Below are 25,296 nucleotides of genomic sequence, written 5' to 3'. Positions count from 1 at the left end.
CCTTTTATTTTTTTAAAGAAATGTAAAGAGTGAGGCCTCCCGAATCATATCTGAAATGAATATCTCTATTTCCTATTTCTAAATCTTCAGATTTTCTCTCTTGCCCAGTGTAAAAAATTGCATTTTCGAAAGCCGCCCAATATTCTTCAAAATCTTCTTCAAAAATAACTTTAAATAAAGTTTCTAGTTTCTCCCTGTGTGTTTTATTGAAATAATTTTTAAAAGATGTTTCTGGAAGCATGTTTGAAGATTTTTTCCAGTAAACCATATTGTAAGGAGATTGGTCATTGTTTAAATTTACAAGGTCCACTGAAAAGGAATAATCTTTTCTTTCAGCTGCTATAAACCCTTTTTCCATATCGCTTACTGGAAGTTCTTGGATGGAATCTAAGTATTCTTTAGATTTATAACCGCTGCTACCAATAATAGAACTAAAAGAGTTGTAAGACAAACTAGTGTAATTAGAGTCCGTAATGCTTTCAAAATCTCTTAACAACGTAATGACATCTATAACTTCATTTACAGGCTCTCCGTTGCGAATAGGGGCGTAAATTTCTACCATTCTTTTTTGACGCGAAAAAGATGGGTCTTTGGGATCGTACGAAACAACTTCGTTTCCGTCTTTGTCAGCAGAATACTCGACCTCAAAAACTACTTTTTTAGCATCTTCATTTTTATAAGGCGTTCTTGAAGATGGGTTTAGAAAATTAATTAGAACTTTGGAAGCTTCTGCCCTTGTGGCCAAACCTTCTGGTCTGAAAGTTTTGTCGGGGTAGCCTGAAATAATGCCAAATTTGTAACTCTCAACGACATTTTGCTTGTAATAGTCATCAACCAAGTGATAATCTTTAAAACTGTTAATAACATAATCGTCAATAGAGTTTGGTAAAAGTTCTTCTGATAAAGCGATTGCGTTGACAATAACAGATGCCATTTGCTGCCTTGTGATAAAGGCTGTGTATTGTGGAAATTCTTTATCTTCAATAACCCCAAGTTCAATGGCCTTGTCAACATAAGGCTTGGCCCAATCCGAGCTTTTAGACTCTAAATGATAACCAATTCCCCTTAAGGTCATGGCCAGAAACTCATTGACCCTAACATTGTCCTCTGGTTTAAACGTCCCATCTGGATACCCACTGATAATCTCACGTCCAAATAAGTCCTCAATATGCCCCCTTGCCCAATGGCTCGCTGACAGGTCTGAAAACACCTTGTCCCCCTCTGCAAACGCCATGCTCGATGCAATTAAAAGTGCCAGTGCTAGTAAAATCATTGTTTTTTTCATATTATTCCTCCAGATGTTTTTGTCAGTATAACAAGTTTTACATAATTTTACAAGTCCCATTTGGAATAGTATTGACACCTTATGTAAAATTGAGTACAATTTAATTGTACATACAAGATTTAGGAGGTCCCCATGTCACATAAATACGATGCCCTTTTATTAAAAAATCAACTGTGCTTTCCACTTTACGCTGTTTCAAAAGAAATCATCCGATTGTATAAACCTTTTCTAGACCCATTAAACCTCACCTATACCCAATACATTACAATGATGGTCCTTTGGGAAACAGACAATTTAATGGTTAAAGAATTGGGCGAGCGCCTTTATCTGGATTCTGGCACATTGACGCCGGTCTTAAAAAAACTGGAAGTACAAGGGTACATCACCAGAAACAGAGGCACAGAAAACGAACGCAATGTCTACATCCAAGTCACAAAAAGCGGATGGCAACTTCGTGAATCGGCACTTAGTGTTCCGGAGGGTATCCTCAAGTGCCTAGACCTCAATATAGAAGATGCCAAAACCCTATATGGCCTTTTGTATAAAATACTGAATGCATCCCCAAAAACCTAAAAAACTGATGAAAATCTAGTAATTTCTAGATGTTCATCAGTTTCTTTTTTGCCTTATTTTAAAACTTTTTTAATCCATCCCAATCGGTTGCCATAAGGCGGATAAAGCAGTTTCATATCATATTTGGATGACCTGTATAGAACACTCTTCTCATGCGAAAAGGTCTTAAAGGAATCAAAACCATGGTAGGCCCCCATTCCAGAATTCCCCACGCCACCAAAAGGCATATCCGGTGAAATCAAATGTGAAATGGTATCGTTGACACAGCCACCCCCAAATGACACGTTTTCAATTAAATGTGCCTGAACCGTTTCACTTTCGCTGAACACATAAAAGGCAAGGGGTTTTGGCCTTTGTCGAATGGCCTCAATCACTGCTTCTAAATCTGAGTAGGTCATTACCGGCAGAATGGGACCAAAAATTTCACCCGCCATCACCTGATCTTCCCACGTAACACCCTTCATAACCGTGGGCGCCATATACCGGCTTGAAACATCATACTGGCCACCACTTATCACTTTTGAATGGTCCAACAAGTCCGCCAACCGCTCAACGGATGCTTCATTTACAATCCGGCCATAGTCCGGGCTTTTTTGGGGAAGGCCACCAAAAAAGTCAACAAGCGTCTGACCAACATACTCTAAAAATTTATGCTCTACTGCTTCATGGACATACACATAGTCTGGGGCAATACACGTTTGTCCAGCATTTAAAAATTTTCCCCACACAATCCGCCTTGCAGCCAGTTCAAGTTCAGCATCCTCATGAACAATTACTGGACTTTTACCCCCTAATTCCAAGGTCACCGGTACCAAATGCTCTGCTGCTGCCCGCATGACAATTCTGCCAACCGTATCACTTCCTGTAAAAAATATATGATCAAATGGGGCGTGAATCAGTTCATTCATAACCGTTCTATCCCCTGTTACAACTGCAACATATGATTTTGGAAAAGTCTCGCTCATGATTTTTTGAACAATGGCTTCTGTGTTCGGTGTGCGTTCGGATGGTTTTAAAACAACTGTGTTTCCAGCTGCAATAGCCCCAATTAAGGGTTCAATTAAAAGCTGGAAAGGATAATTAAAGGGGGCTACTACCAACACCTTCCCCAGGGGCTCCCATTTCACAACACCCTTTGAAAATGGCAAGAAAAGCGGGGTTTTAACCTTTCGGTCTTGGGCCCATGACTTCACATTTTTAATGGTATGTCGGATGCTGCTTAGGACATAGCCCACTTCCGTGGCATAGCCTTCAAATGCACTTTTCCCAAGATCTTTATAAAGAGCCTCTAAAATCAAGGCCTCATTGGCCTCAATAGCCGATTTTAACAGTTCAAGTTGTTGAATTCTAAACGCAACTGGCCGTGTCACACCCGTTTCAAAATACTGATTTTGTTCTAAAAGCAATTCTTTTACCATGATACGCCTCCATTCACTTGATTAATTGGGGTCCCCAAAATAAAATGCCTTACATTTTCAACAGCGAGGTTCAAAAGCCTTGCCCGCGTCTCTTTTGGAGCCCATGCAATATGTGGGGTTATGTTTACAGTTTCAAACTGAAACAAATCCGTGTCCGGCTTGGGGGGTTCTTTTGAAAGGACATCCAAACCTGCTGCAAAAACCTTTCCACTTCTTAATGCTTGAACAAGTGCCGTTTCATCAATAAGTGGCCCCCTTGCTGTGTTAATGAGAATAACCCCATCTTTCATTTTTTTAAAGGCTTCTGCATCTATAATGCCACGCGTTGTCTGCGTCAATGGCAAATGCAAACTGATTACATCTGCATCATACAAAAGGTCGTCCAAACTACAAAAGGATAAACGGTCTGTCTGTTTGGAAGGATCGGGCGTCCGCGTGTAAAGTTTAACCGTCATCCCAAAAGCAAGGGCTATCTCTGCTGTTTTCATGCCAATTCGACCACCCCCAACAATCCCCATGGTTTTGCCATAGAGTTCAATAAGGGGCTTTTCCCAATAGCAAAAATCAGCATGTGTGCTCCACTTACCCGCTTTAACACTTTTAGAGTGGAGGGGAATGTGGTGACAAATTTCCAGCAAATGGGCAAAAACAAATTGGGCAACGGCTTCTGTTCCATACGTCGGTATATTGGTCACAACCACACCGTGTGCATCTGCCGCTTCCAAGTCAATCACATTATACCCAGTGGCTAAAACACCAATATATTTTAAATTTGGCAATGCTTCAAAATGCGTCTTCCTAAATTTAATTTTATTGACCAATAAAACTTCGGCTTCATGAGCGTGTTCAATCAATTGGTCTGGCTCAGTTCGTTCATAAATAGTGACATCTCCCAAAGTTTCTAGAGATTTCCAAGACAAATCGCCTGGATTCAGGGCATACCCGTCCAACACCACGATCTTCATATGACTCACTCCTCATCTTTAATATATGTCTATCTTGTCACAGTCCCTATGGCTTTGCAAGCCTTTTATGTGATAGAATAAGCTTGGGAGGTGGCACTATGACATCCATTCAACCCTGTCTGTACCAAACTAAAAATTCAAACACTTTTTATCAGTCAATCTGCGGTGGTATGCTTGAACCTGTATGCCGTACCATTGAGCTTGCCCATAATAAAACCCACATTGAAGTGACAACGCTTTTAATTGATGGCCTCAATACAGACTTAAACGAACTTCATGCGCTATATAAATGGCTTGCAGGAATTGACCCAAAGATTAAAGGCGGCATTGCATCCTCAAGAAATGCAATACCGCCTATATTTATAACCGCTTCACTATTTTTTTAATATTTTCTCAACCATTGGGGCCTTAAGTCTAGCACCTGGATTGAAATTCGAGCCAATTAATGGTCTTGCATACTTGATAAAGGCTTCCGTTACATGGTTGCCTGCTTCATTGATAAATGTATCCGGCATGTGCTTGGTCTTTGCTGCGATTTCTTTAAGATCTACCAATCTGTAATCCACAGCATAATCCCCCTTACGCTCCATGACAACCGAACCATCTTTGTTATCGATTAACGCAAATTGGACTGCTTTTTCAGCAACTTCTCTGGCTTCTTTTTGGTCTGTATCTGACACACAGCCTAGGAATGATCTTTGCATGTAACCAAGCGTATCGGCTCTTACCCTGCCAATACCCAATTTAGCTTTCACTTCAGCCACAAGCAAATCACCAAGCGCACCCGTTCCAGAAAGTTGAACATTTCCGTGGGCATCTCGCTCAACATTTTCTTGAAGTTTGGTCACAATCGCTTCTCCAGATGCATCTTGAATGCCTTCTGAAACGGCTACGATACAACGCCCATACTTGTCATATACTTTTTTAACATCTTCAATGAAGGTGTCAATCTCAAATGGTCTTTCCGGGAAGTAAATTAGATGCGGGCCATCCTCTTCATAAACTCGGCCAAGTGCAGCTGCACCTGTTAAGAATCCTGCATGTCTGCCCATGATAACCCCAATGTAAACACCAGCCAAAGCTCTGTTGTCATAGTTAATTCCTGCAAAAGCTGACGCCACATAGCGGGCAGCTGATCCAAATCCAGGCGTATGGTCGTTAATTACCAAGTCATTGTCCACTGTTTTAGGAATATGAACCGCTCTAAACTCATAATTTTGGCGTTGGGCTTCTTCATTAACAATTCGCACAGTATCCGAAGAATCGTTTCCGCCAATATAGAAGAAAAATCTTATGTTGTGCGCTTTCATAGAGTCGAACATTTTTTTACAAAATTCTGCATCCGGCTTCACACGTGTTGACATAAGCCCTGAAGATGGGGTTGCTGCCACAGCCTCTAAATTTGCCACAGTTTCGCGTGTCAAATCCATAAATTCTTCATTTACAATCCCTTCAACACCGTGAACAGCGCCATAAATACGCTCCACTTGTGCATAGCGTCTCGCTTCCAAAACCACGCCCACCATAGACTGGTTAATCACCGCTGTTGGTCCGCCACCTTGTGCAACCAACAGATTGCCTTTTAATGCTTGATTGTTCATAAAAACCTCCTATTTTAAACCATAAAGTTCTGAATATTTTTGTTCAAGATAATCGCAATAATAAGTTGCATTGAACGCTTCTCCTGTAATTTGTTTCATTAAATCAACCGGTTTTACAAGGCTACCATACTGATGAACCTTGTCATTTAACCAGGCTGTAAGCGGCTTGAAATCGCCATTTTTAAGGCAGGTATCTACATCAAGGTCCTGTTTCATATAGTGCATCAACTGGGCCGCATAAGCGCTTCCTAGTGCATACGTTGGAAAATAGCCAAACATGCCTTCAGACCAATGCACATCCTGAAGCACCCCTTCGCCATCGTGCTTTGGTGTAATGCCCAAATAAGCTTTTACTTTCTCGTTCCACACCCTAGGCAGGTCTGATACCTTAATGGACCCATCAAACAAGCCCAATTCAATTTCATAGCGAATCATAATGTGGAGTGAATACGTGAGTTCATCCGCTTCAATTCGAATTAAAGACGGTTCTACCTTGTTCATCCCCTCATAAAAGGCGAGGTCGCCAATTGATCCCAATTGTTCTGGAAAGTCCGCCTTGAGTTTCAGCAAAAAATAACTCAAAAATGAACGGCTGAGCACAAAATTGTTTTCATAAATTCTTGATTGAGATTCATGAAACCCATTTGAAGTTCCAGTTGCAAGGGGTGTCCCTTGCACTTTTTCAGAAAAATTTTGCTCATAAATGGCATGACCCCCTTCATGGGCACTGCTCAACAAAGCAGATTTCAAGTCATTTTCATAATAATGCGTCGTTAAGCGCACATCATTTACATCCAAACCCATGGTAAACGGATGTACACTTTCCTTAAACCACCCTCGATTCAAATCAAATCCAATGGTTTTAAGCAAGTCTGTTGACACCGTATGTTGTTTGTCCACAGGAAAGGCCTGACCTAAAAAATCTGTGGCCACTTGTTTGCCACTTGCTTGAATCTTCTCTAAAAGCGGTACAATTCTGGCTCTAAGTGTATCAAAGAAGGTATTGAGTTGATCAATTGTCATACCCTCTTCAAAATCATCAATGTAAAGATTGTAGGGATGATTTTGATACCCCCTGTATTCGGCAAATTTCAAGAGGTAAGAGACAATCTCCTCCAGATAGGGTTCAAAAAGCTTGAAATCGGCATTTTCCTTTGCTTCTTCCCAAATCATAGACGCTTTAGAGGTTAAAGCACTGTATTTTTGATAAGCTTCCATTGGAATTTTTGTTAGCTTGTCGTATTCTTTTTTGGTGTCTACCACACGTACGCGATCCACGTCTGATAAGGCATCCAAATGATTTGTCAACAAGTTCAGGTCGGCATCCATCGTCTCATTGACCAATAATTTGTACATAAAGCCACTCATGGTTCCAATAGAAGTGCTGCGTTTGTCCGCGCCACTTTTCGGTGCACCTGTTGATGCATCCCAAAAGAGAATGGATGTGGCATAGTTCATAGCCATCATTTGTTCTTGTGCGGCCTTAAACCGTTCAAGTGCCTGTTCGATTTGCGTGGTGTTTCCCATAATTGAATACTTCCTTTCTCAATGGATTACTTTACCCATGTACCTTAAGATTATAACAAAAAAATAATGAGGTTGAAACCTTTTAATCCCTGTGATAAACTAATTTTTGAAATTCTATATTAAAGGAGGACCCATGTCTTTATACGATCAATGGAATGCCCTTTTAGAGGGTAAAGGTCTTAGCCAAGCGCAGTCGGACGAATTCTGGAACGCCTACCTGGCGCATGAGACTCAAATTTACGAAACCATACTTAAAACCAAAAACGACAAAATTGAAGGCACACTTAAAAGTTTTGGTGAAGCCCATGACCTAGAGCCTCTTTTGGCCCTTGGATTTATTGACGGCATCCACACAAGTCTTATTGAAACCTTAGATTTGGAAACGCTTGAAGAAACTTCAGAATTGAACCACACAATTGATTTTGAAAAATTGTATTTCAATATGCACAAGGCAAAAGCGGAATGGCTTTATTCACTTGATGCATGGGATGACGTGCTCTCCAAAGAGCGCAGAAGAGAAATCAAACAAGAGTATGTCGACACAGTTACCGTTCGTGTTGAAAACAAAATTGGTCGAAATGACCCCTGCCCATGTGGCAGTGGAAAAAAATTCAAAAAATGCTGCATAGACAAAGGCATCTACTAGGAAAAAAATAAGATAGACCCTGGAAAATCAATGGATTGACCAGGGCCTTTTTTTATTCGGACTTGCTATATTTTGATTTATAAAGCCGTCTACGGTCCAAAACAAAAACAGGATCTGTAAACTGTTCATCGTCCATATCCTTAAGGGCTTTATTCATGTCATACATTCTCGCATCGATCATGTCAATGTAGTGAAGAAGTTCACCTTCTGGAATCAAAGGTTTTTTAGGACTCCCAAATTCCGGTTCATAATGGTGGGACAAAATCATATGTTGAATCAAAAGAGACAATTCAGAGTCTACATTGAGTTGCTCTGCAATTCGGTCAATGCGTTTGATGCCCATGATAATATGACCCAGCAATTGACCCTCTTTTGTATAGGTTTCAACAACGCCAGCTTCCGTGGCATCCATTTCATTTATCTTTTCCATATCGTGTAGAATGACACCTGCATAAAGCAAATCTGGGTTTATATTTTTATAAATCCCACTTAAGGCTTCCGCAGACCTGAGCATCCGAATAATATGATACAAAAGCCCCGACTTAATCGCGTGATGATTTGACTTTGCAGCAGGATAGTAAAGCAGTTCAGTTTTATAACTTTCTAAAACTGCAAGCACCAGCTTTTTCATGTCTGCCGAATCCATTTTATTAATATAATACAGAATTTCATTATACATGGTTTCTGCATCTATCGGTGCAGTTGGAATAAAATTATCATAATCCACTTGATCTGAATCCTCAGATTGTCTAATTTTTATAATCTTCAACTGGACGCTTTGCTGCCACTGGGTGACACTCGCTTGAACTTTTACAATCTCACCTGGATTATACAAAGCTTCAAGGTCTCCTTTTGCATCCCAAAGTTTCGCATTTACTTCCCCAGTAATATCCTGAAGCGTAAAATCAATGTATGGTTTGTTGGCACTTGATGTTTTTACATTTTTTGATTTCACCAGATAAAATGCAGTCACTTCTTCGCCAACTTTTAAATCTTTAATGAACATGCGCCTCTCCTTTTATATTTTCTAATTTATATTATACTGGAATCCAAAAGCAATGTCTAATCCACATAAAAAACCCTGTTCCATGTGACATGAAACAGGGCGTCCTTGCTTTACAATTTTTCAATAGTGTATTTTGATTTTAAAGCTTCCACTTTTTCCAAATAAGCTTGGTTTTGTTTTTGAACCAATAATTGTTGCTTAATTTGTGGCATTACAGCTTCTAAAGTCTGAGTTTCAGCCCCTTTTTCAGCCGTTTTAAAAATCAAATGATATCCAAATTGAGTCTGTACAGGTTCAGAGAGTTCTTGAAGATTCAACTTAAACGCAGCTTCTTCAAACTCTGGAACCATTTGGCCTCTTTGGAAAAAGCCAAGACTTCCACCTTGCTGACTTGACGGGCATTTGGAGTATTTTTCAGCAGCTTCAGTGAAAGCAAGCCCTTCGCCTATTTCTTTGGCAATTTTGTCTGCTTCTTCTTTTGTATCCACTAGAATGTGGGATGCCTCCACTTGAGGTTGTGCTTTAAACATATCTGGATTTTCAGCATAAAACGCTTCTGCTTCCGAATCTTCTACTGAAACGCTTTCAATCAATTGTTTGATGTTAAATTGCTTTAAAAGACTTTCTTTCATGAGTTCCAGTTCATTTTGAAATGCTTCTGTTTCTTCAACTTTTGATTCAAGTGCTTCTGCATAAAACAATTCTTGATAAATCAATTCATCCAACAGGCGTTGCATACCCGCTTCCCCTTGAAATTGTGCCTGAACCTGTTGTCCAAGCGATGCAAAAAAATTATTGAAATCAGTTTCTGTGATTTCGCGTCCATTGACTTTAGCCAATACTTTTGAAGTCATATCATTCTCCTTTCACTTTTTGGCTGAAAAACAGCCATCCGATGTCTATCATAACAAAATATCCACCCGATGGCTACCAATTACACAATTGTTTTTAAATTTTCAACAAATTGTTCAAGTTTATCATCTGATATCGCCAAGGCCGACACCACATCTTCATTAATTGGCTTATGATACAGGTCGTAGTCCATAACTTCCCAAGCAAAATAATTTGCCAGATGAACAGCAAGGACCAATTCCCTATTAATAACCATAGGATTTAGAGGGTCGTGGTGCATGAGCGCAGCCTCAACCACTGGCACTGGAAACCCCCAAAGATCTAGTAAATAACCGCCTAGTTCTTCATGAGAAAATCCAACAATTTCCTTTTCAAGCATTGAAATATGACCTGTTTGCGTCGTCTGTTCCCACTCGACAATTTTTTTAAATTCTACCGGATAATTGGCCATCATCACCACACTCCCAATGTCGTGCAAAAGACCCACAGAGGCAATGTTGTTATTGAGTTTTTTACCCAGAAGTTCCACATAAAGCGCGTTTAATATCTTATTGGTCAACCGAACGTGCTTCCAATGAATGTCTCTTATTTTAGGGTCAATTCCAGTATTGCCAAAAACCGCATTGGTCAAAATAATATTCTTCACATTAATAAGTCCAATAAACATAATCGCTTGGCGAATGGACCCAGTATTCGCATTATAAAAAGCAGTATTGGCCATTTTTATAATATTTGATGAGATTGCCGGGTCGCTCTCCAGTTTATCCGCAATATCTTCAACAGAAGCATTGTTTCGAATCATATGGCTCAACTCAAAGTAAATATTGGGAATGGTTGGAATATTTTTAAGTGTAGACATTAAACTCATCAATTCACGATTTTTAAGTTTGGAATCAATATCAAAAACTTTGTCAACCAATGACCAAATTTCAGTGGCAGAATGCGTCTTATTCAAATTTAGTTGTGCAATGCCCTCAAAAGCAGGCATGTGGTTTTCACATGTGGTCCTAAGATCATTTAAGGTCATTCGAATGATATTGGGATATGTCTGTTTAATATAATCCAGCATGGACTCATTATAATTGCCAATCGACACATCCAATATAAAAAGTTCCACCGATTTATGGCTTGCAAGCCAAGCATGTACTTTTTGCTGATCGTTGAAACTGTAAAGTACAAACTTCTCCGGGTTCATCCGGCGGCGAAACATATTGATAAAAACTTCATCTCGTGTCAGCAAAACAATTTCTTTCATGGCTTCCTCCATGGTGTCCTTAATTGTATAGTTGTCTTATACCCAAATCCCCGAGTAGGTCACGCAAAAATTGAAGAGAATTCACTTGATGCGTTATTTAGCTTATGTTAAAATTAGAATCAAATGATGACAGAATCGCATTGCACCTCCCTCTGTTTTATCCCTGTGTTGCAATGTGACTGTTGAATCATTCCTTATACTAGAGTCCCAACTCTAGTATTTTTTTATGCCTGAAAACGCCTATACACATGTACGATTGCCACTAAAGCCAAACACGATAAAACGAGACTAAGCCCTGCAAGCCATAGCGTTTTAAAAGCAAGTGTTAAAATGCCCGTGCTCACGCCACATAAAATCAATAGCCCCATTATAAAGAGCACACCTTTAGGTGTCAATTGAAAATTCCCCATAATTTACCTCCTTTACCTTACTCTTATCATACGTTATTTGAGTTTATTTTTCCATACTGATCTGTGAAATCATTAACTTAATTGAAACATGTTTTCATCTACGCTATAATAAATGAAAGTTTAAAGAAAGAGGTTCTATTATGTTTTTGCAAGTAAATCATTGGACTGCATTTACTGCAGGGATTTTGTCTTTTTTTACCCCCTGTCTCTTGCCCTTAGTCCCGGCATATATCATGTACCTAACCGGATCGTATGACAGCAATGATGTCAAATCAAAACGCAGTTATGCTTTAATTCAAACCTTTGGGTTCATCCTTGGCTTTACCATTATCTTTATGATTCTAGGCGTTTCTGCAAGTGCTATCGGTCAAATTTTCGCCCAAAACAAGGCACTCTTGTCAAAACTAAGTGGCCTTGCCATAATACTCTTTGGCGTCTATATGACTGGACTTGTTAAAATTCCATTTTTATCAAAAGATTATCGTAAAACCAAACCCAGAACCAAAACAACTTTTTTATCTGCAATTGGAATGGGGATGGCTTTTGCCTTTGGATGGACACCCTGTTTCGGGCCTATTCTTGGTGCAATCTTAGCGTCCACTGCCTTTATTAGCAAAAACGTCTCTGAAGGTGTTGGCCTTCTTTTTGTCTACTCAATGGGCATGGCTGTTCCCTTTATACTAACCGCACTTTTTATGGACTTATTTGACCGCTATGTGGCATCACTTGGCAAATACTCGAAAAAGCTCAATGTTATTGCAGGATTTGTCATGATTGTTTTTGGTATTCTTATTTTTACAGACAAGCTCATTGACATATCCAACTGGCTTTTACAACTTACTGAATAGGAGGGTCTTATGACACACAAATTGCGTATTGCAACACTTGGTATTTTACTTTTAACAGCACTTATTACAGGCTGCACAACCACTGCCGAAATCAAAACACCAGAAGCAACAGAAGTCACAACAACACAGCAGGCCCAACAACAACCTGAAACAGAAGCGGAAACAGAAGCAGAAGTTGAAGCCTATTATATGGATGATTTAGACTTAACCATGCTTGACGGGTCAGAAACTTCGTTATATGCTTATGAAGGTAAAATCATTATTCTAAACTTTTGGGCAACATGGTGCAAATATTGTGTTCAGGAAATGCCCCTTCTTGATGAAATCAACACGCGTGATGACGTTGTCGTCCTCGCATTAAGTACAGGGGAAGATTCAGAAACCGTTAAAGATTACATTGATAAATATGGGTATGCTTTTGATGTTTTTGTAGATGAAGCAGGCACCCTGTCTAGCGCTTTTGGAATCTCGGGACTTCCAACCACTTTTTTCATTGCACCGGATATGGAATTGCTCCATGTTCAACCAGGCATGGTAACAGAAGAATCCTTGGATCAAATCATGACTGCAATTGAAGACTTGCTCGAAAGTAAATCCAACCAATAATGGAGGCAAAAATGCAAGCAAACAAAACGTATGTATTGGAACTTTTAAAGGATTTACTTATGACAGACAGCCCAAGTGGCTATACATCAGCTGCCATGGCGAAACTTTCAAACTGGGCAAAAGAACTGGGGTATAACCTTGAAACAACGCCTAAGGGAACTGGTATTATCACACTTGAAGGTGAAGACAACTCTCGCACCATTGGATTATCCGCTCACGTCGACACACTTGGCGCTATGGTTCGTAGCATTACATCAAAAGGCACACTTAAGTTCACATTAGTAGGTGGCCCCATTGCAGCAACTTTAGATGGTGAATACTGTACCATTCACACAAGAGATGGCAGCTTGATTTCAGGAACCTTTCTCAGTACTGCCCCATCCTCTCATGTCAATAAGGATGCACATACGCAGGCAAGAACCCCTGATACAATGGAAATCCGTTTGGATGCGCCAGTTCATAACAAACAAGATGTTCTGGATTTAGGCATATCTGTGGGCGATTTTATTTGTATAGATCCCAAAACGACACTTATCAACGACTTTGTCAAATCCAGATTTATTGATGATAAGGCTTCTGTTGCCTGCCTATATGGTGTTATGGCCTACTTATCTGAAAATAAACTCAAACCAAAATATAAAACTAAAATTATCCTCTCTGTTTATGAGGAAGTTGGACACGGCGCTTCCTATCTCCCAAGTGATATAGAAGAGCTCCTAGCTGTGGATATGGGTTGCATCGGCGAAGACCTAACGTGTACTGAATTTGACGTTTCCATATGCGCAAAAGATTCTTCAGGCCCTTATGATTATGGCATGGTTTCCAAACTCATTGACCTTTCAAAAGCGCATGATCTTAAATATGCCGTCGACATTTATCCATTTTACGGATCGGATGTCAGCGCTGCACTTCGGTCTGGCAACAACATAAAAGGTGGCCTTATAGGACCTGGTGTTCACGCCTCTCACGGAATGGAACGCACACATTACAGCGCACTTGAAAATACCATGAAACTTGTATATGCCTATTTAATAGGCTAGAACAATCTACCCATCAGGAAGGATGATTCATTTCATCCTTCTTTTTTTTGTCGCTAAAGGTTTTAACAACATAAGTTATGGGTAACAATAAAAAAATGTGTGAAAGAAGGTGATTTTATTAAACGTATCGTCTATTATGGTCAACTTGTAGCCCTCTTTTCCCTATTTTGGGTTGTACTTTTTGAGAGTTTGTCTTTTTGGGTTCTCATTTCCGCACCAATTATTTCTATTCTTTCATTGATCCTCTCTGAAAAATACCTCTTGAAGGCCAACTATTACGACCTCTACTACTTTAATATTTTTTGGCTTCTAAAATATACCGTTGTTTTATTTACTGAAATCTATAAATCCGGTTTTTCCATTATTCCCAATATCCTGTCGGGCCACGCCAATCCAGGAATCGTGGATATTACAACTGAGGTTGATACCAATATTGGCATTGCTCTGATTGCCAATTCCATAACCCTTACACCAGGAACGATAACCATGGATGTTTCAGGACAAAAATTAAAAGTCCTCTGGATTGATCCCGAAACATACAACCCAACCATGGCAGGCCTGATTATCAAAGGACGTTTGGAAAAACTATTTTAGGAGGATTCATGGCAATCGCTATTTTTTTATTGATGATTTTTTCACTGTTGAGTGCTCTTAGAGTTATCATTGGGCCCACAATATGGGACAAACTCCTTGGTCTCAACTTGGTTACTGCAAAGCTCATTGTCATTATTGTTTTGGTTGCCAGTATGCAATCAAAAACTTATCTTTTGGACCTAGCTTTGGTTTATGCCCTTCTAAGCTTTATAGGCATTGTTTTTATGTCTTACTACCTTCAAAGAAAGGGGCGATTCTAATGCGAGATTTAATTGGTAATATTATTATTTTTGCAGGTGTTGGCTTTGCCGGCTTGGGAATTTTAGGCATATTTCGGTTTAAAAACTTTTATTCACGGGTTCTTGTCTCTTCAAAGGTGGACACTGTTGGATTTATCACCATACTTTTAGGGGTTTCTGTGAAGCATGGTCTATCCTTTTTCACATTAAAAGTCCTTTTTATCATGGCAATGGCCCTAATTATCAACCCTCTAATTACACATTCTATTGTTAGATCTGCTTATATTAGCGGATATAAGACCAGAAAGGAGTAACAATGCTTGAACTGACGCTTATTTTACTGATTATTTTAGCCATAGCTGCCATGCAGACGCGTTCCATGCGCAACGCAGTTATTTATCTAGGTGTCTTTTCACTTGCCATTTCTTTTGTCTACTTAGCTTTAAATGCCCCTGATGTCGCCATTGCCGAAGCCGTTATCGGGAGTACAATTGCAACGATACTCTATTTGGTTGCCCTTCAAAAATATAAGATATTTACCATCTACTATCGCTTACAGGATGCAGAAATAAAAGACGAACATTTTTACGCCTCCTATAAGATGCAATTGGTAAAATCTCTTGAAAAGTTTTGTACCAAACAAGAATTGGAGGCTCAAATTATCTACACACATGAGCAATTGGCCGATATCCTCATTAAGCACCAATATGCATTGATTGTTGAAGAACACGACGATTTTTTTTCAATCTATGCACATCACGAAAACTATATGTTGGATAAATTGGAAGTCTTTCTGGAACATGAGCCACCGTTCAAACTGCCATTTAGAATTATTAAATTAGAAGAAATGGAGAGCGAGGTGATTGAATGAGACGAAAACTCATTGCAATCTTACTGGTGGGAATTGGCCTATTTACACTTGTTCAAAGCCAGAACATGCCAGCGATAGATGCCTTGCCACTAAGTGCTTATTATGCTGAAAATGCTTACCCAGTAACTGGATCTGTAAATGTTGTCACATCCATTTACTTGTTTTTTAGGGTATATGACACACTTTTTGAAGCCCTTATGCTTCTTTTTAGCATAATTGGCGTCATCTATATGTCGATTCACGAGGGAGAAACACACGATGACTGAACATTCTTCATTACTTTCAAGAACACTGGGAATCACTTTCCCGTTCATCATTCTTTTTTCAATTTATATGATTTTAAACGGCCACATAACGCCAGGCGGTGGGTTTCAAGGAGGTGCTGTTATGGCGTCCATCTTTATTGCCAAATACCTCATTGTACCCGTGAAAGACATCCGGCTGGTTGGTGTGCAATTTGTTGAAAAAATTGCCCTCCTCTTAATTCTTTTGTTCGCAACTGCCTTTGTAATATCCGGTTTGAACATAATTTTTCCAAGTTTTTCGCAGGTTTATATGGTGGTGATGAACGTTTTAATCGGCTTAAAAGTCGCATGTGGCATGACCATCATATTCTATCGATTTGTATACTATGAGTCCAGGTGAATCTATGATTTCTAAAATAATCTCTCCAGAAAACGTCAGCATTGTCCTTTTTTTCATAGGTGTTTATGGGGTAACTGCAAGGCGAAATATATTCAAAACCATTATGGGACTTAGCATTATGCAGGCCGCGCTTATTTTATTTTTCCTGTCCATGCATGCAGAAAATGCCATTTCAGCACCAATTGGCATTGGACTAGACGCCACACAAATAGCAGACCCGGTCCCCCAAGCACTTATGATCACAGCAATTGTCGTGGGTATTTCCACAACTGCTGTGAGCCTGACCATGTTTGTAACCCTTTATCATAAATACGGCACAACCAACTGGAATAAAGTAAAGAAAAAGCGAGGTGAAATGGATTGACCCCACATTTGATTGGATTTATACTGCTCCCAATTGTCGCAAGCTTGACACTTTATATTTTTAAAAACACAAAATTCAGGGTCATTTCAGTGGCAATTGAACTTTTTCTTTTTCTCGTATCTGTAAGTTTTATACAAACAGGTTCACATTTTGATTTGCTTGTAAATGTGCCACTCCCCTATGGTATGGCCCTAAAACTCGATTCACTTTCTGGCGCTATGCTACTTTTAAACAATTTTCTATTTTTAGCCATGACAGTTTATAGCATTAAAAGGCCCTATGCCAATCAACTGTTTATGTTTATTTTTTTGAGCCTACAAGGCTTAATTAACGCCTTGTTTTTGTCTACAGATTTTTTCAATGTCTATATTTTAATTGAAGTGGCTACAATAGCGGTTAGCATTTTGATTATGTATAAAAAAGACAGCCAATCCATGTATGACGGCATGATCTATTTGTTGGTCAATATGGTGGCCATGGCTTTTTTCCTATTCGGGATTGGGTTTTTGTACAAGCAATACGGCGTTCTTGATTTTGTCACAATCGGGGCCCTGATTGAAAAGAGTAATACGCCAGAAACCCTCTATTTACCCTACGCCTTGCTCATTACCGGTGTTTCTCTTAAAGCTGCACTTATGCCCCTTTTCAGTTGGCTTCCCAAAGCCCACGGTACAGCCAGTGCCCCTGCAGTTGTTTCAGCTATACTGTCCGGTATTTTTGTAAAAGTTGGCGTCTACATGCTAATCAGACTTCAAATCCTGTTTAATCCAGCAATTGATATTCAGAGTTTCTTTTTGTTTCTCGGATTTCTAACCGCCATAGCAGGTTTTGTCTTTGCGATTTCACACACAGATATAAAACTCATTTTAGCCTATCACACGGTGTCACAAATTGGTCTAATTCTAATTGGAATTAGCGGTTCTTCTGAACTAAACTTTCTTGGCGGAACCTATCATATTCTAAGTCATGGTGTGTTTAAGTCCCTATTCTTTCTCAGCAGTGGCCTCTTGGTCCAACATTATAAAACGCGAAAAATCAAACACATGACGGGGCTATGGCAGTCCTCAAAGTGGTTGTCACTTGTCCTTATGTCTGCAATATTAAGCATCACTGGCGCCCCATTTTTCAGCGGAGGTTACGCCAAATATTTTATATCTTATGGGTACCAAGGTCTTGCTTATGACGCCCTCTTCTTGGTCATTAATTTAGGGACTATGGTTTCTTTTATTAAATTCATTCATGTTATTTTTTCTAAAAATGAAAATCCTGAACCTGTTGTCATTGATCCATTTCAAAGAACTGTTATTACAATAATGGGACTTACCTGTTTCATACTCGGTACATTTGGACCCTTCTTATCAAATGCCATATTTGGGATTTCTGGACAAATGACCCTTACAGATCAAATTGGCAAACTGCCTACTTATTTGCTAACTTACGCCCTTGCGTATGGCATATACGCCCTTATTTCTAAGCAAAAGGTGGTCCTTAGAAAAATACGCTCATTAGAACTGAGTTTCAACAGCATTAATCTAGCCGTTGTTTCTTTCTTCTTTGCCACTTTGGCTTATCTCACCTATCTGCATTAAAAAACGCATTTGGCCCTGTCTGAAGCCAAATGCGTTTTTCTTTCCTATTTAAAATAAACCAAGCCTAAAGCGCCTTCTCCTGTATGCGTTCCAACAACAGACCCAATTTCACTTACATGAATCTCTTTCACGTTAAAAGTCTGTAAAATTAAGCCTTTAAAAACCTCTAGCTTATCCGGCGCATTGGCATGTGCAATTCCAATGGTATCAATTTCACCCTCTGGATAAGACGCAGCAAGTTGATCCAGCATCCATTGCATGCCTTTCTTCCCACCTCTTACCTTTGTGGCAACACCTACTTTTCCATCTACAATTTCAATAATTGGTTTTAGATTCAACATCTTGCCAATCATGGCACTGCTTGACGATAACCTACCACCTTTTTTTAAATTTTCAAGTGTGTCCAGCATCCCATAAAGTTGCGTATGATTTATGTGAGAGTCCATTCGATTAATCAAGTCATCAAGTTCTAAGTCCATCTCTATATAGGCCGTGAGCTTTTGGAGTAGAAGTCCCAATCCAAAACTCGTTGTTCTTGAATCTAAAAGAATAATTGCGTCTGATCCAATCATCTCCTTTGCAATCACAGCAGACTGGTAAGTGCCACTTAATTCTGACGACAAAAAGAGTCCAATGACTGTATCACCTGCTTGAAGAATCTTCATAAAAATATCATGAAACTCATTGGGATTAACTTGAGAAGTCGTTGGCAAAACGTCTGAATTTTTCATTTTCTGATAAAATTCTGGATTGGTCAAATCTTGCTTATCAACATATTCCCCATCCTGAAACAACACCTTTAAGGGTGCATACTGAACGCCTTTTGATTTTAAAATCTCTGGTGCAATATCACATGTACTATCTGTAACCACAACTATAGCCATTTTATACGCCTCACTTTTCATTAAAATTTAAAATGCTTTGAAATTCAATATTTTTGATATTCAAACTATTTGCTTAAAAATTTTTATGTGTACTTTTCCGCAAAATAATCCGTTATTTTTGAAAGCGCTTTTGTTAAAACATCACTCTCTTCATCAGACAAAGAAGCCATCGTATACTCAATCATTTCGTTGTGAAAGATTTCGTGGTGCTTATGGGCATCAACCCCCAGATCTGTCAATTGAATCAAAACAACCCGGCGATCTGTTTCACTCCGTTCCCGCATAACATAACCTTTCCGCACCAGATTATTAATCGCTATTGTAAGGGTTCCTACAGTCACATAAAGTTTGGCTGCTATTACTGACATTGGCGAAGGCCCTTCCTTCCCAATTGCTTCAATCACATGCAGCTCACTTATGGTTAGATTTTTGTAAGGCCCTGTTTTAAGCGCTTTTTCTTCGATATGAAGAATGTTATTAAAAAGCGTTACCAGTACTCGGTTTATCACTTCTCTTTTAGAATCCAAAACATCACCTCTTTTTACTTTGAACATCAAAATATTCTGTGTTTAGTATAGGCTGTCCCCTTATTTTTGTCAAGTTTTTCAAGTAGGAATTTTTGACCCAACACCATTGGAAAGGATATCCAACATAAAAAAGCATATGGTGCATATGCGCCAGCACCCACACCAGTAATGGCTAAAATAATTAATGCGTTTACATTCCATGGCATTAATGGCGCCAAAGCTGTTCCACTATTTGAAATCACCATCGCTAGGTCTTCATTTGCCAAATTTTCACTTGCATATGTGTGTTTAAGGTATTTGCCAGGAATTAAAATGCCAACTGTCTGATCACAAGTCAAAGCATTTAATGCGACAGAAAGTCCCCCTGTCTTTCCATAAAGGGCCGTTTGAGTCCTCGTTCCCCTTTGAACAAAGTCTACAACAGGCTCAATCCACCCACAGGCTTCATAGATTCGGCTAATGGACACACCCCCCATAATAATCAATACCACTTCCAACATACTCAAAGCCCCGCCAATTTGTAGCGACTGTATAAAACTGCTCTTAGAAACTGTTTCAAACCCATACAATGCAAACTGTATTAATTCCAAAACAGAATACCCTTGTGACAGAACACCAATCATCCCACCAAGCCCTATGCCCAACAAGAGCACATGAAGGGTCTTCACCCCCCTAAAACTGCTCATTAAGATCGCCAAAGGCACGCCCAAATAATAGAGTGAAATCTTAAAAACATCTTGCAAGTCTGTCCTATAAAGCAAAATTTGATCCAACGAAATGGTATTGTTCAGCGTACGTCCTAAAACACCATAAATAACACCCGTTAAAATAAATGCCGGCAACATCCAAACACCGGTCTTTCTAAAATAACGCTTAAATGTCACGCCAACCGTTGCCGTTGTAAAATTCACAAGTGCCGAGATTGGGGACAGACGATCTGCCACATAAGCACCCGACAACAAAGCGCCCACCAAAAGAGGTTTTGGCAGACCCACACTTGCACCAAGAGAAAACAAAGCAACCCCTATGGTACTCAAAGTCCCAAGTCCAGTTCCAAGAAAAAACGAAACCACTGCAGCCAACAAAAATGACACTAAAATGAAATTCACCTGTCCCATAACATCAAAGCCGTAGTAAATTAAAGTTGGAACAATCCCAGAAGCAATCCAAATTGAAACATTGACACCAATCAATAAAATAACCCAATAAATTGACCAAATGCTCCTAACACCTTCCCAAATCCATTTAAGGGTCAAGCCAACGGCCACCCCCTGCCCATTTAATATCAAAGTCGTAATCACAAGCGTCCCCACCAACCCATAAGCCAGCGAAACACCCTTATATAAACACAGCAAAATACTAACTGTAAACACACTTGCAATCACAATTCCCCATTTATTTGACACCTGATTCATATAGCCTCCAATTTTACTCACTTGACTCTATTGTAGACTATTTTTCAAAAATCAACCATTGCTTTTTTATGTAAAAACAATTAAAATAGGTTTAGGTTTTGGGGATATAGCTCAGCTGGGAGAGTACCAGACTGGCAGTCTGGGTGTCGAGGGTTCGAGTCCCTTTATCTCCACCAAGGATTTAATAAAAAATGGCTTCCAAATAGGAAGCCATTTTTTATTAATATCCCCCGACGTAGTGTTTATTTATAAACACAGGAGGGTTTGTAAATAAGTTTAACGCACCGAAGGTGCATTTCCCCACGGCGTTAGCCGTAATTCACGCGACGCTAGTCGCACTAAACATGGCGCAGCCATACTCCACGAGGCGTAGCCTCACTTTCACTCAAACACATACCGTCCTGCAAACGCATAGCCCTCTGGTATCGAATCGTCACGCAACCCTTCGTCTAGATTCCAGCTGCCTCTAAAGCCACTATCCTTAAGTCCAACTTCCAAATAAAACATCGCAATTCCTGCATCCAAGCACTGGATTGTCCCAGAAATTTTATCAGACGTTTCTACAATCAAATCAATGCCAGAATTACGAATTAAAAACATCCAAGGTTGCCTATTCCCATAAGAAGGTGCCAACCGCATGTAAAATAAAGCTTCATGTAATCCCAGTTTTTCAAGATTTTCTAGTTCTGGCGTCACGCCCCATTCATTTAAATAAACAAACGCCATAATGGTTTTTCGGTCTCGTGTAGGTGCTTGAGAAAAATCTGCTGTAATGTTTGGATAGCCCATATCCGTTAAAGAAGATAAACTGTTTTGCCCCATGTTGGCATATATCGAAGACATTTGATGTTCCTTTTTAGGGTAGCCAAATGCAATCATAGCAACAGCCTCATCATCTGTATTCAATTCCAAAATACGTTTGACATTGACACTGTCCAACACTTCAATCCAGCAAGCGCCAAGTTCGTGCTTTAGAGCGTTTAAAACGAGCCACTCACCAATATATCCAGCAGTTTTTCGGCACAGCTTGCCCTGTGTGCATGTCAAAACAATATACTGTGGCGCCTCTATCATATTTCCAAAATATCCTGCATAACCACTTAATTTTGGCGCTAGTTCAGAGCCATTTTGCACCAAAACCATCTTAAGGCCGGAATCATTTGAAAAAACGGGTGCTTCTTCAATAAGTTGCTTCAAAACAGACAAATCTGATCCACTCAAGGCCTTGGTTTTATAAGAACGAATTGAGTGTCTTTTTTCAGCCAGTTTAAAAGATAACATTTCTTCACCTCCAATAGGTTTTTTATTTCTATTGGATTTCTACCCGAAAATCGCAACTGGCAATCACAATCCCCGATACTGATTTTTAGGCTTATTTTTTGACATAATTGATATTGCTGCAGTTGGACAATGGTTCACACATCTATAACACAAGGTGCACTTGCCATGCTGTTTTATAATGCCATCTGCCATATACAAATTCTGTGTTGGGCACTCTTCCACACACAAGCCACAGAGTGTACATCTTTCACGATCAATCTTTACATTCTTCGACAATTTTCGTTCCATTTTTGAAAATGGAATCCTTTGAAATGCACCCAAAAGCATTGACCAAAAAGAATTGCCAATTTTTACAGTTTTGCCGTTTTTATAATCCAGAACAAAAAGTTCAATCTGCTGATTCAATCGTCTTTTTATGGTGTCATTTTGACCACCATTTTTTATCGGTATTAGACGTACATCCGATAAGTTATTGTTAATTTTAAAATGTTCAATCCCAATTACATCCATATTGCATTTTTTAAGAATACGGGCCAAATACGCACCACCATCACCTGAAAAAAACCATTGTGTTGCCAAAACAACGCCTTTTTTTCCATCGAACAAAGCAGCATTTTTGCGCACAAACTCCCAAACAAACATTGGTGCCATAGACCCATGAACGGGATAGGCAAAAAACAATACATCCGCTCCTTTGACAATTTCTTCGCCAGCATCATCAAAAGTTTCCATGTTCAAAAGCGCAGCATCTAGATCATGACTTTTGAGTTGGTTTGTAACCTCATTTACAACATAGGCTGTATTCCCAGTCCCACTAAAATACAGTATTGCGATTTTTTCTTTTGACACTTCCATCTTTAAATCTCCATTTCTATGTTACTGCTGTTTTCTATTTCGAACATATTTTAAACTCACACTTGGGTTGTTGGTTTTTCTTGAGCGAATTTCAAAATGCTTTAAAGATGAAACCAACGGTGTTAATTTTGAATACCCATAATTTCGAGTGTCAAAATCAGGATATCTTTTGTTCAAAACACTCCCCACTTCTCCAAGAAAAGCCCAGCCATCTTCATCGGATATTTCATTAATAATGTTTTCAATGACCATAACCAAAGCTGTTTTCTTAATAATGCCAGATTTGCTTGAATTTGAATTCTCTTCTTTTATATTTCCCGTTGTTTCCATAGCAGATGGTGAAGATGCCAAAACTTCCAAATATTTAAACTTTTCACAAGCAGATATAAAAGGTGTCGGTGTTTTTTTCTCACCCATTCCTAAGACATACATGCCCGCTTCTCTCAATCTTGAAGCCAACCTTGTAAAATCACTGTCACTGGATACAATACAGAAGCCATCCACATTATTTGAATATAAAATATCCATAGCGTCAATAATTAAGGCTGCATCAGTGGCATTTTTACCAGTTGTATAACTGTATTGCTGAATTGGTGAAATCGAGTAATTTAAAAGGACATTTTTCCATGATGCCAATTGTGGTTTTGTCCAATCCCCATAAATTCTCTTATAAGTTGGTGTGCCGTGATTTGAAATTTCGTCAATAATATATTTGATATACTTATCAGATACATTATCCGCATCAATTAAGATGGCAATTTTTTTATCGTGGTTCGAATTCTTATCCATATAACAACTCCTATAATTTCTTCTTATCTCCTATTATACACGACTCAAAGCCGATTAGAATCTTATTCTTGAATAAATTTTAACGTTTTGTTAAATGATAGCGATTTTCATTTACATTTTTAGTCATCTTTGCTATACTACACCCAGGCATAAATTATCGCGGCGAAATTTATGATTAGGAGTGAGTTAAGCATGGCTAGAATGAGAGGCCCGCGATTCAAACAGTGCCGCAGGTTGGACTTAAATGTCTGCGGACACCCGAAAGCTATGAAAAGAGCTGGGAACGGACAATCCAGAGCATCTGGAAAACTGTCTTCATATGGGAGACAACTTTTAGAAAAACAAAGACTTCGAGGCTATTATGAAGTGATGGAAAAACAATTTAAACGGTATGTCAAGAACGCTATGGCTGATTCTGAGCAAACAGGACACGCGCTTTTAAAAACACTTGAAACCCGCTTGGACAATTCAGTCTACCGATTGGGATTTGCAAGTTCTATAAGGCAAGCCCGACAAATGGTGGTCCATGGTCATTTTTTAGTAAATGACCACAAAGTTGATATTCCGTCCTATGCTGTAAAACCAGGTGATACAATTGTTTTGAGAGAAAAATCCAGAGCAAACACACATTTTAAAACAAATTTGGCGCAACGTGCGCTGTCAAAACCACCGTATTATTCAATTTCAGAAGACACCTTTACGGGTGAACTGGTTCGTATGCCAGATGCCCAGGAGATTCCAATTGAAATTGATGTCCATCTGGTGGTTGAATATTATTCTAAAATCAGTTAATATTTCTTCTTACCGCACATTTTGTGCGGTTTTTTTATTTGTTGAAAAATGAATTGATTGAATCTCTTGAATCTATGGCTGCAATCAGCGAGCAATCCGCTGCATCTACAGAAGAAATCAATGCTTCAACCGAAGAACAATTGTCACGCGTTACTGAAATTGCAGAGGCAATTGACTCCTTGAATCAAGACATTGCTAAGCTATCAAATGAAATGAACAAATTTAACGCTTAGTCCCATAATTTGAAGAAATACAATACGCGGAATCTTCCGCGTATTTCTTTTTGAATTCTTTATGAAATTCATGTATAATAACTTCATATTTGTGACATACTCCCACCACTTAAGAAGTGGGGGCTTCTCGTTCGAATAGCCTAATGGCTACAGCATAAGCGAGCTATCCCCGTGTGCCCCACGGTT

At 39.2% G+C, this 25,296-nt stretch carries 31 protein-coding genes and 1 tRNA gene; 17 read left to right on the top strand and 15 right to left on the bottom strand.

What is annotated here, in order from left to right:
- Positions 1 to 4: 4 nt before the first annotated feature.
- A complete protein-coding gene (locus tag JOC49_RS08825) occupies positions 5 to 1,285 on the bottom strand; it encodes an S-layer homology domain-containing protein (RefSeq protein WP_204664449.1) in 1,281 nt (426 codons plus the stop codon).
- A gap of 132 nt (positions 1,286 to 1,417) precedes the next feature.
- Here JOC49_RS08825 and JOC49_RS08820 point away from each other — a divergent pair, with 132 nt between their 5' ends.
- Positions 1,418 to 1,858, top strand: a complete 441-nt coding sequence (locus JOC49_RS08820; RefSeq protein ID WP_204664447.1) for a MarR family winged helix-turn-helix transcriptional regulator — start codon at positions 1,418 to 1,420, stop codon at positions 1,856 to 1,858.
- 53 nt (positions 1,859 to 1,911) lie between these two features.
- Here the strand turns inward: JOC49_RS08820 and JOC49_RS08815 are convergent, their stop codons facing one another.
- Together JOC49_RS08815 and JOC49_RS08810 are read right to left on the bottom strand one after the other, a co-directional pair.
- Complete coding sequence (locus JOC49_RS08815) at positions 1,912 to 3,276, bottom strand: aldehyde dehydrogenase (RefSeq protein WP_204664445.1); 1,365 nt, start codon at positions 3,274 to 3,276, stop codon at positions 1,912 to 1,914.
- Positions 3,270 to 4,241 carry a D-2-hydroxyacid dehydrogenase gene (locus JOC49_RS08810; RefSeq protein ID WP_204664443.1) on the bottom strand — a complete coding sequence of 324 codons (972 nt, stop codon included), beginning with the start codon at positions 4,239 to 4,241 and terminating at the stop codon, positions 3,270 to 3,272. The genes JOC49_RS08815 and JOC49_RS08810 overlap by 7 nt, the downstream gene beginning before the upstream one ends.
- 98 nt (positions 4,242 to 4,339) lie before the next feature.
- On the opposite strand from JOC49_RS08810, the gene JOC49_RS08805 reads away from it, so the two are divergent.
- Entirely contained in the window at positions 4,340 to 4,627 is a 288-nt protein-coding gene (locus JOC49_RS08805) for a hypothetical protein (RefSeq protein WP_204664441.1), read from the top strand.
- On the opposite strand, the gene JOC49_RS08800 is transcribed toward JOC49_RS08805, so the two are convergent.
- Positions 4,616 to 5,842, bottom strand: a complete 1,227-nt coding sequence (locus JOC49_RS08800) for a 6-phosphofructokinase (RefSeq protein ID WP_204664439.1) — start codon at positions 5,840 to 5,842, stop codon at positions 4,616 to 4,618. The genes JOC49_RS08805 and JOC49_RS08800 overlap by 12 nt on opposite strands.
- Positions 5,843 to 5,851: 9 nt before the next feature.
- Positions 5,852 to 7,369 carry a carboxypeptidase M32 gene (locus JOC49_RS08795; protein ID WP_204664437.1) on the bottom strand — a complete coding sequence of 506 codons (1,518 nt, stop codon included), beginning with the start codon at positions 7,367 to 7,369 and terminating at the stop codon, positions 5,852 to 5,854.
- A gap of 133 nt (positions 7,370 to 7,502) precedes the next feature.
- Between JOC49_RS08795 and JOC49_RS08790 the strand changes: the two genes are divergently transcribed.
- Complete coding sequence (locus tag JOC49_RS08790; protein ID WP_204664435.1) at positions 7,503 to 8,015, top strand: SEC-C metal-binding domain-containing protein; 513 nt, start codon at positions 7,503 to 7,505, stop codon at positions 8,013 to 8,015.
- 52 nt (positions 8,016 to 8,067) lie between these two features.
- Here JOC49_RS08790 and JOC49_RS08785 read toward each other — a convergent pair whose 3' ends face one another.
- From JOC49_RS08785 to JOC49_RS08770, 4 genes are all read right to left on the bottom strand, one after another.
- On the bottom strand, positions 8,068 to 9,021 hold the full coding sequence (locus tag JOC49_RS08785) for a 3'-5' exoribonuclease YhaM family protein (protein WP_204664433.1): 954 nt from the start codon (positions 9,019 to 9,021) through the stop codon (positions 8,068 to 8,070).
- A 110-nt stretch (positions 9,022 to 9,131) separates the two neighbouring features.
- On the bottom strand, positions 9,132 to 9,875 hold the full coding sequence (locus JOC49_RS08780; protein ID WP_204664431.1) for a peptidylprolyl isomerase: 744 nt from the start codon (positions 9,873 to 9,875) through the stop codon (positions 9,132 to 9,134).
- Between the two features lie 80 nt (positions 9,876 to 9,955).
- Entirely contained in the window at positions 9,956 to 11,128 is a 1,173-nt protein-coding gene (locus JOC49_RS08775; protein WP_204664429.1) for an HDOD domain-containing protein, read from the bottom strand.
- Positions 11,129 to 11,352: 224 nt separating this feature from the next.
- Positions 11,353 to 11,538: a hypothetical protein gene (locus JOC49_RS08770; RefSeq protein WP_204664427.1), complete on the bottom strand. Its 186-nt coding sequence runs from the start codon at positions 11,536 to 11,538 to the stop codon at positions 11,353 to 11,355.
- Positions 11,539 to 11,678: 140 nt separating this feature from the next.
- On the opposite strand from JOC49_RS08770, the gene JOC49_RS08765 reads away from it, so the two are divergent.
- The 11 genes from JOC49_RS08765 to JOC49_RS08715 all read left to right on the top strand — a co-directional run bounded on the left by JOC49_RS08765 (position 11,679) and on the right by JOC49_RS08715 (position 18,334).
- A complete protein-coding gene (locus JOC49_RS08765) occupies positions 11,679 to 12,386 on the top strand; it encodes a cytochrome c biogenesis CcdA family protein (RefSeq protein ID WP_204664426.1) in 708 nt (235 codons plus the stop codon).
- A gap of 9 nt (positions 12,387 to 12,395) precedes the next feature.
- A complete protein-coding gene (locus JOC49_RS08760) occupies positions 12,396 to 12,992 on the top strand; it encodes a TlpA family protein disulfide reductase (RefSeq protein ID WP_204664425.1) in 597 nt (198 codons plus the stop codon).
- 11 nt (positions 12,993 to 13,003) lie between these two features.
- Positions 13,004 to 14,032: a M42 family metallopeptidase gene (locus JOC49_RS08755; RefSeq protein ID WP_204664423.1), complete on the top strand. Its 1,029-nt coding sequence runs from the start codon at positions 13,004 to 13,006 to the stop codon at positions 14,030 to 14,032.
- 99 nt (positions 14,033 to 14,131) lie between these two features.
- Positions 14,132 to 14,626 carry a Na+/H+ antiporter subunit E gene (locus JOC49_RS08750; protein WP_204664421.1) on the top strand — a complete coding sequence of 165 codons (495 nt, stop codon included), beginning with the start codon at positions 14,132 to 14,134 and terminating at the stop codon, positions 14,624 to 14,626.
- 8 nt (positions 14,627 to 14,634) lie between these two features.
- Positions 14,635 to 14,886, top strand: a complete 252-nt coding sequence (locus JOC49_RS08745; protein WP_204664419.1) for a monovalent cation/H+ antiporter complex subunit F — start codon at positions 14,635 to 14,637, stop codon at positions 14,884 to 14,886.
- Complete coding sequence (locus tag JOC49_RS08740; protein WP_204664417.1) at positions 14,886 to 15,179, top strand: cation:proton antiporter; 294 nt, start codon at positions 14,886 to 14,888, stop codon at positions 15,177 to 15,179. Before JOC49_RS08745 ends, JOC49_RS08740 begins: the two co-directional genes overlap by 1 nt.
- Positions 15,180 to 15,181: 2 nt before the next feature.
- Positions 15,182 to 15,736: a Na(+)/H(+) antiporter subunit B gene (locus JOC49_RS08735; RefSeq protein ID WP_204664415.1), complete on the top strand. Its 555-nt coding sequence runs from the start codon at positions 15,182 to 15,184 to the stop codon at positions 15,734 to 15,736.
- The gene (locus JOC49_RS08730; RefSeq protein ID WP_204664413.1) at positions 15,733 to 16,002 is read left to right on the top strand and encodes a hypothetical protein; all 270 of its coding nucleotides are present in this window, start codon (positions 15,733 to 15,735) and stop codon (positions 16,000 to 16,002) included. The genes JOC49_RS08735 and JOC49_RS08730 overlap by 4 nt, the downstream gene beginning before the upstream one ends.
- The gene (locus JOC49_RS08725) at positions 15,995 to 16,381 is read left to right on the top strand and encodes an MnhB domain-containing protein (RefSeq protein ID WP_204664411.1); all 387 of its coding nucleotides are present in this window, start codon (positions 15,995 to 15,997) and stop codon (positions 16,379 to 16,381) included. The genes JOC49_RS08730 and JOC49_RS08725 overlap by 8 nt, the downstream gene beginning before the upstream one ends.
- A gap of 4 nt (positions 16,382 to 16,385) precedes the next feature.
- The gene (locus tag JOC49_RS08720) at positions 16,386 to 16,745 is read left to right on the top strand and encodes a sodium:proton antiporter (protein WP_204664409.1); all 360 of its coding nucleotides are present in this window, start codon (positions 16,386 to 16,388) and stop codon (positions 16,743 to 16,745) included.
- Complete coding sequence (locus JOC49_RS08715) at positions 16,742 to 18,334, top strand: complex I subunit 5 family protein (protein WP_204664407.1); 1,593 nt, start codon at positions 16,742 to 16,744, stop codon at positions 18,332 to 18,334. Before JOC49_RS08720 ends, JOC49_RS08715 begins: the two co-directional genes overlap by 4 nt.
- Before the next feature lie 44 nt (positions 18,335 to 18,378).
- Here JOC49_RS08715 and JOC49_RS08710 read toward each other — a convergent pair whose 3' ends face one another.
- The 3 genes from JOC49_RS08710 to JOC49_RS08700 all read right to left on the bottom strand — a co-directional run bounded on the left by JOC49_RS08710 (position 18,379) and on the right by JOC49_RS08700 (position 21,160).
- Positions 18,379 to 19,218 (bottom strand): DegV family protein, encoded by an 840-nt coding sequence (locus JOC49_RS08710; protein ID WP_204664405.1) that lies wholly within the window; start codon positions 19,216 to 19,218, stop codon positions 18,379 to 18,381.
- An 83-nt stretch (positions 19,219 to 19,301) separates the two neighbouring features.
- Positions 19,302 to 19,745 (bottom strand): MarR family winged helix-turn-helix transcriptional regulator, encoded by a 444-nt coding sequence (locus JOC49_RS08705; protein WP_423875430.1) that lies wholly within the window; start codon positions 19,743 to 19,745, stop codon positions 19,302 to 19,304.
- A gap of 26 nt (positions 19,746 to 19,771) precedes the next feature.
- A complete protein-coding gene (locus JOC49_RS08700) occupies positions 19,772 to 21,160 on the bottom strand; it encodes a Na+/H+ antiporter NhaC family protein (protein ID WP_204664401.1) in 1,389 nt (462 codons plus the stop codon).
- 100 nt (positions 21,161 to 21,260) lie between these two features.
- Here JOC49_RS08700 and JOC49_RS08695 point away from each other — a divergent pair.
- Positions 21,261 to 21,336, top strand: a tRNA-Ala gene (locus JOC49_RS08695).
- Between the two features lie 205 nt (positions 21,337 to 21,541).
- Here the strand turns inward: JOC49_RS08695 and JOC49_RS08690 are convergent.
- From JOC49_RS08690 to JOC49_RS08680, 3 genes are all read right to left on the bottom strand, one after another.
- Positions 21,542 to 22,441 (bottom strand): nitroreductase family protein, encoded by a 900-nt coding sequence (locus JOC49_RS08690; RefSeq protein ID WP_204664399.1) that lies wholly within the window; start codon positions 22,439 to 22,441, stop codon positions 21,542 to 21,544.
- A gap of 63 nt (positions 22,442 to 22,504) precedes the next feature.
- The gene (locus tag JOC49_RS08685) at positions 22,505 to 23,296 is read right to left on the bottom strand and encodes an EFR1 family ferrodoxin (RefSeq protein ID WP_204664397.1); all 792 of its coding nucleotides are present in this window, start codon (positions 23,294 to 23,296) and stop codon (positions 22,505 to 22,507) included.
- 21 nt (positions 23,297 to 23,317) lie between these two features.
- Positions 23,318 to 24,085, bottom strand: coding sequence for an NYN domain-containing protein (locus tag JOC49_RS08680; protein WP_204664395.1), 768 nt, complete (start codon positions 24,083 to 24,085; stop codon positions 23,318 to 23,320).
- Positions 24,086 to 24,277: 192 nt separating this feature from the next.
- Here JOC49_RS08680 and rpsD point away from each other — a divergent pair, with 192 nt between their 5' ends.
- Together rpsD and JOC49_RS08670 are read left to right on the top strand one after the other, a co-directional pair.
- The gene (gene rpsD / locus JOC49_RS08675) at positions 24,278 to 24,877 is read left to right on the top strand and encodes a 30S ribosomal protein S4 (protein ID WP_204664392.1); all 600 of its coding nucleotides are present in this window, start codon (positions 24,278 to 24,280) and stop codon (positions 24,875 to 24,877) included.
- A gap of 38 nt (positions 24,878 to 24,915) precedes the next feature.
- On the top strand, positions 24,916 to 25,110 hold the full coding sequence (locus JOC49_RS08670) for a hypothetical protein (RefSeq protein ID WP_204664390.1): 195 nt from the start codon (positions 24,916 to 24,918) through the stop codon (positions 25,108 to 25,110).
- Positions 25,111 to 25,296 lie beyond the last annotated feature (186 nt).

Source organism: Fusibacter tunisiensis (assembly GCF_016908355.1).
Taxonomy (GTDB): Bacteria; Bacillota; Clostridia; order Peptostreptococcales; family Acidaminobacteraceae; genus Fusibacter_D; species Fusibacter_D tunisiensis.
The sequence above is the reverse complement of the archived record's forward strand: the minus strand, read 5'-3'. Positions and strand labels throughout refer to the sequence as shown.

What these genes read in the sequence shown, in the direction of transcription:
- JOC49_RS08825 (WP_204664449.1), bottom strand. Translation starts at nt 1,285, where the DNA reads ATGAAAAAAACAATGATTTTACTAGCACTGGCACTTTTAATTGCATCG.
- JOC49_RS08820 (WP_204664447.1), top strand. Translation starts at nt 1,418, where the DNA reads ATGTCACATAAATACGATGCCCTTTTATTAAAAAATCAACTGTGCTTT.
- JOC49_RS08815 (WP_204664445.1), bottom strand. Translation starts at nt 3,276, where the DNA reads ATGGTAAAAGAATTGCTTTTAGAACAAAATCAGTATTTTGAAACGGGT.
- JOC49_RS08810 (WP_204664443.1), bottom strand. Translation starts at nt 4,241, where the DNA reads ATGAAGATCGTGGTGTTGGACGGGTATGCCCTGAATCCAGGCGATTTG.
- JOC49_RS08805 (WP_204664441.1), top strand. Translation starts at nt 4,340, where the DNA reads ATGACATCCATTCAACCCTGTCTGTACCAAACTAAAAATTCAAACACT.
- JOC49_RS08800 (WP_204664439.1), bottom strand. Translation starts at nt 5,842, where the DNA reads ATGAACAATCAAGCATTAAAAGGCAATCTGTTGGTTGCACAAGGTGGC.
- JOC49_RS08795 (WP_204664437.1), bottom strand. Translation starts at nt 7,369, where the DNA reads ATGGGAAACACCACGCAAATCGAACAGGCACTTGAACGGTTTAAGGCC.
- JOC49_RS08790 (WP_204664435.1), top strand. Translation starts at nt 7,503, where the DNA reads ATGTCTTTATACGATCAATGGAATGCCCTTTTAGAGGGTAAAGGTCTT.
- JOC49_RS08785 (WP_204664433.1), bottom strand. Translation starts at nt 9,021, where the DNA reads ATGTTCATTAAAGATTTAAAAGTTGGCGAAGAAGTGACTGCATTTTAT.
- JOC49_RS08780 (WP_204664431.1), bottom strand. Translation starts at nt 9,875, where the DNA reads ATGACTTCAAAAGTATTGGCTAAAGTCAATGGACGCGAAATCACAGAA.
- JOC49_RS08775 (WP_204664429.1), bottom strand. Translation starts at nt 11,128, where the DNA reads ATGAAAGAAATTGTTTTGCTGACACGAGATGAAGTTTTTATCAATATG.
- JOC49_RS08770 (WP_204664427.1), bottom strand. Translation starts at nt 11,538, where the DNA reads ATGGGGAATTTTCAATTGACACCTAAAGGTGTGCTCTTTATAATGGGG.
- JOC49_RS08765 (WP_204664426.1), top strand. Translation starts at nt 11,679, where the DNA reads ATGTTTTTGCAAGTAAATCATTGGACTGCATTTACTGCAGGGATTTTG.
- JOC49_RS08760 (WP_204664425.1), top strand. Translation starts at nt 12,396, where the DNA reads ATGACACACAAATTGCGTATTGCAACACTTGGTATTTTACTTTTAACA.
- JOC49_RS08755 (WP_204664423.1), top strand. Translation starts at nt 13,004, where the DNA reads ATGCAAGCAAACAAAACGTATGTATTGGAACTTTTAAAGGATTTACTT.
- JOC49_RS08745 (WP_204664419.1), top strand. Translation starts at nt 14,635, where the DNA reads ATGGCAATCGCTATTTTTTTATTGATGATTTTTTCACTGTTGAGTGCT.
- JOC49_RS08740 (WP_204664417.1), top strand. Translation starts at nt 14,886, where the DNA reads ATGCGAGATTTAATTGGTAATATTATTATTTTTGCAGGTGTTGGCTTT.
- JOC49_RS08735 (WP_204664415.1), top strand. Translation starts at nt 15,182, where the DNA reads ATGCTTGAACTGACGCTTATTTTACTGATTATTTTAGCCATAGCTGCC.
- JOC49_RS08730 (WP_204664413.1), top strand. Translation starts at nt 15,733, where the DNA reads ATGAGACGAAAACTCATTGCAATCTTACTGGTGGGAATTGGCCTATTT.
- JOC49_RS08725 (WP_204664411.1), top strand. Translation starts at nt 15,995, where the DNA reads ATGACTGAACATTCTTCATTACTTTCAAGAACACTGGGAATCACTTTC.
- JOC49_RS08720 (WP_204664409.1), top strand. Translation starts at nt 16,386, where the DNA reads ATGATTTCTAAAATAATCTCTCCAGAAAACGTCAGCATTGTCCTTTTT.
- JOC49_RS08710 (WP_204664405.1), bottom strand. Translation starts at nt 19,218, where the DNA reads ATGGCTATAGTTGTGGTTACAGATAGTACATGTGATATTGCACCAGAG.
- JOC49_RS08700 (WP_204664401.1), bottom strand. Translation starts at nt 21,160, where the DNA reads ATGAATCAGGTGTCAAATAAATGGGGAATTGTGATTGCAAGTGTGTTT.
- JOC49_RS08690 (WP_204664399.1), bottom strand. Translation starts at nt 22,441, where the DNA reads ATGTTATCTTTTAAACTGGCTGAAAAAAGACACTCAATTCGTTCTTAT.
- JOC49_RS08685 (WP_204664397.1), bottom strand. Translation starts at nt 23,296, where the DNA reads ATGGAAGTGTCAAAAGAAAAAATCGCAATACTGTATTTTAGTGGGACT.
- JOC49_RS08680 (WP_204664395.1), bottom strand. Translation starts at nt 24,085, where the DNA reads ATGGATAAGAATTCGAACCACGATAAAAAAATTGCCATCTTAATTGAT.
- rpsD (WP_204664392.1), top strand. Translation starts at nt 24,278, where the DNA reads ATGGCTAGAATGAGAGGCCCGCGATTCAAACAGTGCCGCAGGTTGGAC.